The following is a 6,021-nucleotide window of genomic DNA, read 5'->3' as shown; positions in this document are numbered from 1 at the left end:
GCCGGGGGCGGCGGTGCTGGGGGCCGATGCGGCGCTGTTGTCGCCGGTGTTCCCGACCCGCAGCCACCCCGGCGCCGCCACCCTCGGCCCATGGCGGTTCTCGCTGTGGGCCGGGGCGGCGCGGCTGCCGGTGGTGGCGCTGGGCGGGGTGACGGCCGCCACCGCCCGCCGCCTCGGCCACGCCGCCGGAACGGCCGGCATCCCTTAGGACAAGGCGGCAGCCGGGCCGGTGCCGCCGACGTTGGAGAGACAGGAGCACCATCCACCATGCCAGCTCGCAGCCTTACCCTCACCCTGTCGCGCCTGCGCCGCACCGGCGGCCCGCAGGGGCCGACCCTGGGGGAAATGAACAGTCACCTGGCCGACCGCTCGCTGCCGCTGACCATCCTGGTGTTCGGCCTGTTCGGCGCGGTGCCGTCGCCGGGCCTGCCGACCGGGCTGCTGTTCGGCTCGCTGGTGGTGATCCTGACCATGCAGATGATGTTCGGCGCCACCGCCCCGGCGCTGCCGCGCTTCCTGCGCCGCCGCCACGTGCCGCGGCGGGCGCTGGATGCGGTGCTGCGGCGGGCGGTGCCCACCCTGCGGCGGATGGAGCGGCTGCTCCGCCCCCGCCTGCCGGCCCTCAGCCGCGGTCCCTTCGCGGTGCTGAGCGGCCTGCTGCTGGTGACCATGGGGGTGCTGCTGGCGCTGCCCATCCCCTTCGGCAACTCCGCCCCCGGCCTGTCCATCGTCGCCCTCAGCCTGGGGCTGGTGATGCGCGACGGCATCGGCATCCTGGCCGGCTGGGCGGTCAGCCTCGCCACCACCGGCGCCTTTATCGCCATCCTGTGGGGCGCCGGCGGGCTGGCGGCGGCGGTGGCCTGAGGCTGCCGCCCCCCGGGCCGCGTCAGACGAAGTGCGGCCCGTGCGTCCACACCACCAGCGAATGGCGCACCCCGGCGGTGACCGGCGCCACCCGGTGCAGGGTGTAGCTGGGGAAGGAGATGCCGGTGCCCCGCTCGCGCGGCGCTTCCACCGGCGTGCCGTTGAAGTTCAGCTCCAGCGCCCCGCCCTCGTAGTCGGCGGGGTCGGTCAGTTGCACGGTCAGGGTCAGCTTGCGGCTGCGCGGGATGCCACGGCCGCCGACATCGGAATGCCAGTCGTAGAAGCCCAGGTTGCCGGCGGTGTATTCGGTCAGTTGGATCTGTTCGTCGAACCCGCTGAGGGTGAAGCCGAAGGCATCGCGGTTGATGTCGGCGACGGCGCGGGTCAGGCGGGCGGAGATCCACGCCACCTCCGGGTCGTCGTCGGCCAGCCAGATGATGCTGGAGCGCCGCACCGCATCGGTGGCGACGCCGTTCACCAGCCCGCCGTCGGCGGCGGCGCGGCGCTGCCGCAGGGCGACGATGGCGTCGCATTCCTCGGCGGTGAAGACGGTCCTGTGGGTCCAGGACCGGGGCTCGAACCCGCCGGGCAGGATCGAGGGGGCGGGGTCGGCCCCTGAGGCCGTGCCCCACGCAAAGACACGCTCCATCGCGGCTCCGTGGACAGGATACGGAAAGGAACGGCTGGTGTAGCAGGTTCGCCGCAAAAGGCGAGTGACTTCACGCCGCCGCGGCGGCCGCCCGCCTCAGTCCATCAGCGCATGGACCCGCCGGCGCAGCTCCGGCAGCACCTCGGCCTCGAACCACGGGTGGCGCCGCAGCCAGGCGGTGTTGCGCCAGCTGGGGTGCGGCAGGGGCAGGAAGCCGGCCGGCATGGAGCGCCAGTCGGCCACCGTTTCGGTCATGGAACGGCCCTGGCGGAGTGCGCCCAGCCACCACGTCTGGGCGTGGCTGCCGATCAGCAGGGTCAGTTCCACCTGCGGCATGGCGGCGCGGAAGCGGGCCTGCCACAGCGGCGCGCATTCCCGCCGCGGCGGGTTGTCGCCGCCGTGGCGGTCGCGGCCGGGGTAGCAGAAGCCCATGGGCACGATGGCGATGCGGCCGGGGTCGTAGAAGGTGTCGCGGTCCAGCTGCAGCCAGTCGCGCAGGCGGTCGCCGGAGCGGTCGTTCCACGGGATGCCGGTTTCATGCACCCGCGTCCCCGGCGCCTGCCCGACGATCAGCAGCCGGGCGGTGGTGGAGGCGCGGAAGGTCGGGCGCGGCCCCAGCGGCAGCACGTCGGCGCAGCGGGTGCAGGCGCGCGCCTCGGCCATCAGGGCCTCAAGGCTTGCGGCGGAGGCAGTGGAAGCGGTCATGGGCCGCCACATAGGGCGGCAACGGCAGCGGCGGAAGAGGCGTCAGCCGATGCCGTCCTTCAGCAGCCGCTCCACATAGGCCGGCACCACGGCGGTGGCGGGGCCGTAGACCTGTTCCTCGAACAGGCTGGCGCCCTGGCTCGGCTCCAGGTTCAGCTCCACCGTGCGGCCGTCGCCCTGGTCGAGCACCGCATGGACGAAGCCGGCCGCCGGATAGACGTTGCCCGAGGTGCCGATGGACATGAACAGGGCGCAGTCCGCCAGCGCCTGATAGATGCGCTCCATCTCCAGCGGCATCTCGCCGAACCACACCACATGCGGCCGCATGGCGCCGACGTGGCCGCAGTGCGGGCAGGGGGTGACGGTGGCCAGGTCCTCGCGCCAGGCATGGACGGCATGGCAGGCGTCGCAGCGCACCTTCAGCAGTTCGCCGTGCATGTGGATGAGGTTCTGGCTGCCGGCCCGTTCGTGCAGGTCGTCGATGTTCTGGGTGACGATCAGCACCTCGCCCGGCCAGTCCCGTTCCAGGCGGGCCAGGGCGTGGTGGGCGGCGTTGGGCTGGACGTCGCTTTCCACCAGCTGGCGGCGGCGGTCGTTGTAGAAGCGGTGGACCAGCACCGGGTCGCGGTGGAAGCCTTCCGGCGTTGCCACGTCCTCCAGATTCACCTGGCTCCAGATGCCGCCTTCGCAGCGGAAGGTGTCGAGGCCCGATTCCTTGGAGATCCCGGCCCCGGTCAGGACCACGATGGAGGGATGCACGGCGGACATGGCGGGTGGCTCCGGTCTTTCCGTTGCTGGGGCCGGCATGGTAATCCAGGCAGAGGGGTGCGGCAAAGGTACAGGGGGAGAGCGGCTCGTGATCAAGGTCCTGTTCGTCTGCACCGGCAACATCTGCCGGTCACCCACGGCGGAAGGCGTGTTCCGCGATCTGGTGGCGCGGGCCGGTCTGGCCGACCGCATCGGCACCGACTCGGCGGGCACCACCGGCTATCACGTCGGCGAGCCGCCCGATCCGCGCTCGGTCCAGGCGGCGCGGGCGCGCGGGGTGGACATTTCCGACCTGCGGGCGCGGCGGGTGACGGCCGACGACTTCCACACCTTCGACATCATCCTTGCCATGGACCACGGCCACCTGCGGTCGCTGACCCGCATGGCACCGCCCGACGGCCGGGCCGAGGTGGCGCTGTTCCTGTCCTACGCCGACGGCCTCTATCACAGCGAGGTGCCCGACCCCTACTACGGCGACGGGCGCGGCTTCGACGACGTGCTCGACATGGTGGAAGCAGCCTCGGAAGGGCTGCTGCATCACATTCGGACGACCCGGCTGTAACCAGCCCTGGGCCGCTCCCACATCAGGAAAGGAGGTGGCGGCCATGTCCAGACATCCGGTGGAGGATCGTATCGCTGCCGTAACGGGGCAGCCGGTGAAGGCGCTGCGGGCGCTGGCCGGCGGCTGCGTCGGCGACGTGCTGCGCGCCGACCTGTCCGACGGCTCGGCGGTGGTGGTGAAGCTGGCCGACGACGATGGCGGCGGGCTCGACATCGAAGGCTGGATGCTGCGCTATCTGGCGGAACAGTCCAGCCTGCCGGTGCCGCGGGTGCTGCTGGCCGAGCCCGGCTTCCTGCTGATGACCTGGGTGGCGTGCAGCGGCAGCGGCGCGGTCACCTCGGTCTGCCAGCAGCAGGCGGCGGAGCTGATCGCCGCCCTGCACGGCATCACCGCCCCCACCTTCGGGCTGGAGCGCGACACCCTGATCGGCGGCCTGCCGCAGCCCAACCCGCCGAGCGACCGCTGGCTGCCGTTCTTCCGCGACCACCGCCTGCTCGCCATGGCCGCCGAGGCCCATCGCGCCGGCCGCCTGCCCGCCGCCTGCCGCAGCCGGGTGGAAACCCTGGCCGGGCGGCTCGACCGCTGGCTGCTGGAGCCGGAGCGGCCCAGCCTGATCCACGGCGACCTGTGGACCGGCAACGTGCTGTGCGGCGAGCACGGCATCGCCGCCTTCGTCGACCCCGCCATCTACTACGCCGACCCGGAGATCGAGCTGGCCTTCACCACCCTGTTCGGCACCTTCGGCGATGCCTTCTTCCGCCGCTATGCCGAGCTGCGGCCGCTGGCGCCGGGGTTCATGGAGGAACGGCGCGACCTCTACAACCTCTATCCGCTGCTGGTGCATGTGCGGCTGTTCGGCGGTTCCTACGTCGGGTCGGTGGAGCGCATCCTCGACCGTTACCTGGGCTGACGGCGGCGGAGCCGGGCATGGGCGGGGCGGAGAGCGACGACGACACCGAAACCGAGGCCGAGCGCCTCGCCCGCATCCAGTGGCTCTATACCCTGGCGGTGAAGCGCCACGGGCCGCAGGCCAAGGGCGTCGGCTGGCGCGACCGGCGCGGCCAGCTGCTGCGCTTCGCCCAGCTGGTGCGGGTGATGGAGGGGGAGCCGGCCGGCGCGGCGGTGACGGTGAACGACCTCGGCTGCGGCTACGGCGCCCTGTTCCCCTTCCTGCTGCGGCTGCCGCACCTGCGCATCGCCGCCTACACCGGCTATGACATGACCGCCGCCATGGTCGCCGCCGCCCGCGCCGCCGTGCCCGACCACCGGGCGGAGTTCATCGAGTCGGACCACGCCACCCGCGAGGCCGACTACGGGTTCGCCTCCGGCACCTTCAACGTGCTGGCCGGCGGCGATGCCCTGGAGTGGACGGCCGCCGTCATCGCCCACCTGCGCGCCTTCGCCGCCATGAACCGCCGCGGCATGGCCTTCAACATGCTGTCGCCCGACCACCCGCGCCCCGACCGCCTGATGTTCTACACCCGGCCGGAGCCCTTCCGGGCGGCGCTGGAGGCCGACGGCCGCGACACCACCCTGCTCACCGGCTACCTGCCCGGCGACTGGACCCTGCTGGTGCGCTGGTAGGCGGCCGGCCGCAGGGCTCCCATGCGCCGGATCGGCTCGCCCGGTGCCGGCGGCGGGGGCTAGACTGAAGGCAGGTCCACGCACGCAGGAGGCCCCCATGTTCACCTCCCTCAGCGGACGTTCCGTGATCGTGACCGGCGGCGGACGCGGCATCGGCCGCGGCATCGCCCGCCGCTTCGGCGCCGTCGGCTGCAAGGTGCTGGTGGTGGCGCTGGAAGAAGCGGAAGCCGCCGCCGTCGCCGAGTCTATCACCGCCGCCGGCGGCACCGCCCTGCCCTTCGCCGCCGACGTCAGCGACCCCGCCGCCTGCGACGCCATGGCGACGGCCTGCTGCAATACCTTCGGCGGCATCGACATCCTGTGCGCCAATGCCGGCATCTTCCCGGCCGCCCGGCTCGGCACCATGACGGCGGCCGACTTCGACCGCGTCATCGCCACTAACCTGAAGGGCACCTTCCTGTCGGTCTCCGCCTGCCTGCCGATCATGAAGGCGCAGCGGCGCGGCCGCATCGTCGTCACCTCGTCCATCACCGGGCCGATCACCGGCTACCCCGGCTGGGCCCACTACGGCGCCAGCAAGGCCGGGCAGATGGGCTTCGTGCGCACCGCCGCCATCGAGCTGGCGCCCTTCGGCATCACCATCAACGCGGTGCAGCCCGGCAACATCATGACCGAGGGGCTGGAGGGGCTGGGCGCCGACTATCTGGCGAAGATGACCGCCTCCATCCCCCAGCGCCGGCTGGGCACGCCCGACGACATCGCCAACGCCGCCCTGTTCTTCGCCAGCGACGAAGCCGCCTACATCACCGGCCAGGGGCTGGTGGTGGACGGCGGCCAGGTGCTGCCCGAATCGATGATGGCGCTGGAGGAGATGGAGAACGGCTGAGGC

Annotated in this window: 9 protein-coding genes; 6 read left to right on the top strand and 3 right to left on the bottom strand. The window is 72.4% G+C overall.

Translation table 11 applies throughout. The features are described from left to right. On the top strand, nt 1-208 hold a 208-nt coding region (locus ABD056_RS17055; RefSeq protein ID WP_343868577.1), incomplete at its 5' end, for a thiamine phosphate synthase. A gap of 59 nt (nt 209-267) precedes the next feature. After that, nucleotides 268-864 carry an exopolysaccharide biosynthesis protein gene (locus ABD056_RS17050; protein ID WP_343868575.1) on the top strand — a complete coding sequence of 199 codons (597 nt, stop codon included), beginning with the start codon at nt 268-270 and terminating at the stop codon, nt 862-864. Nucleotides 865-886: 22 nt separating this feature from the next. Here ABD056_RS17050 and ABD056_RS17045 read toward each other — a convergent pair whose 3' ends face one another. From ABD056_RS17045 to cobB, 3 genes are all read right to left on the bottom strand, one after another. After that, entirely contained in the window at nt 887-1,513 is a 627-nt protein-coding gene (locus tag ABD056_RS17045) for a 2OG-Fe(II) oxygenase (RefSeq protein WP_343868573.1), read from the bottom strand. A gap of 96 nt (nt 1,514-1,609) precedes the next feature. Continuing rightward, the gene (locus tag ABD056_RS17040) at nt 1,610-2,218 is read right to left on the bottom strand and encodes a uracil-DNA glycosylase family protein (protein ID WP_343868571.1); all 609 of its coding nucleotides are present in this window, start codon (nt 2,216-2,218) and stop codon (nt 1,610-1,612) included. 42 nt (nt 2,219-2,260) lie between these two features. Further along, nucleotides 2,261-2,986: a Sir2 family NAD+-dependent deacetylase gene (cobB, locus tag ABD056_RS17035; protein ID WP_343868569.1), complete on the bottom strand. Its 726-nt coding sequence runs from the start codon at nt 2,984-2,986 to the stop codon at nt 2,261-2,263. An 88-nt stretch (nt 2,987-3,074) separates the two neighbouring features. On the opposite strand from cobB, the gene ABD056_RS17030 reads away from it, so the two are divergent. The 4 genes from ABD056_RS17030 (at nt 3,075) to fabG (ending at nt 6,018) form a co-directional block, all read left to right on the top strand. Beyond that, complete coding sequence (locus ABD056_RS17030) at nt 3,075-3,548, top strand: low molecular weight protein-tyrosine-phosphatase (RefSeq protein WP_343868568.1); 474 nt, start codon at nt 3,075-3,077, stop codon at nt 3,546-3,548. 43 nt (nt 3,549-3,591) lie between these two features. Further along, the gene (locus ABD056_RS17025) at nt 3,592-4,458 is read left to right on the top strand and encodes a fructosamine kinase family protein (RefSeq protein WP_343868567.1); all 867 of its coding nucleotides are present in this window, start codon (nt 3,592-3,594) and stop codon (nt 4,456-4,458) included. A 17-nt stretch (nt 4,459-4,475) separates the two neighbouring features. Further along, nucleotides 4,476-5,132, top strand: coding sequence for a methyltransferase domain-containing protein (locus tag ABD056_RS17020; protein WP_343868565.1), 657 nt, complete (start codon nt 4,476-4,478; stop codon nt 5,130-5,132). A gap of 97 nt (nt 5,133-5,229) precedes the next feature. Then, a complete protein-coding gene (gene fabG / locus ABD056_RS17015; protein ID WP_343868563.1) occupies nt 5,230-6,018 on the top strand; it encodes a 3-oxoacyl-ACP reductase FabG in 789 nt (262 codons plus the stop codon). Nucleotides 6,019-6,021 lie beyond the last annotated feature (3 nt).

The organism is Caenispirillum bisanense, from assembly GCF_039523075.1.
In the GTDB taxonomy this organism is placed as follows: domain Bacteria; phylum Pseudomonadota; class Alphaproteobacteria; order Rhodospirillales; family Rhodospirillaceae; genus Caenispirillum; species Caenispirillum bisanense.
Note: the sequence above shows the minus strand (reverse complement) of the source record. Positions and strands in the feature narration are given on the sequence as shown.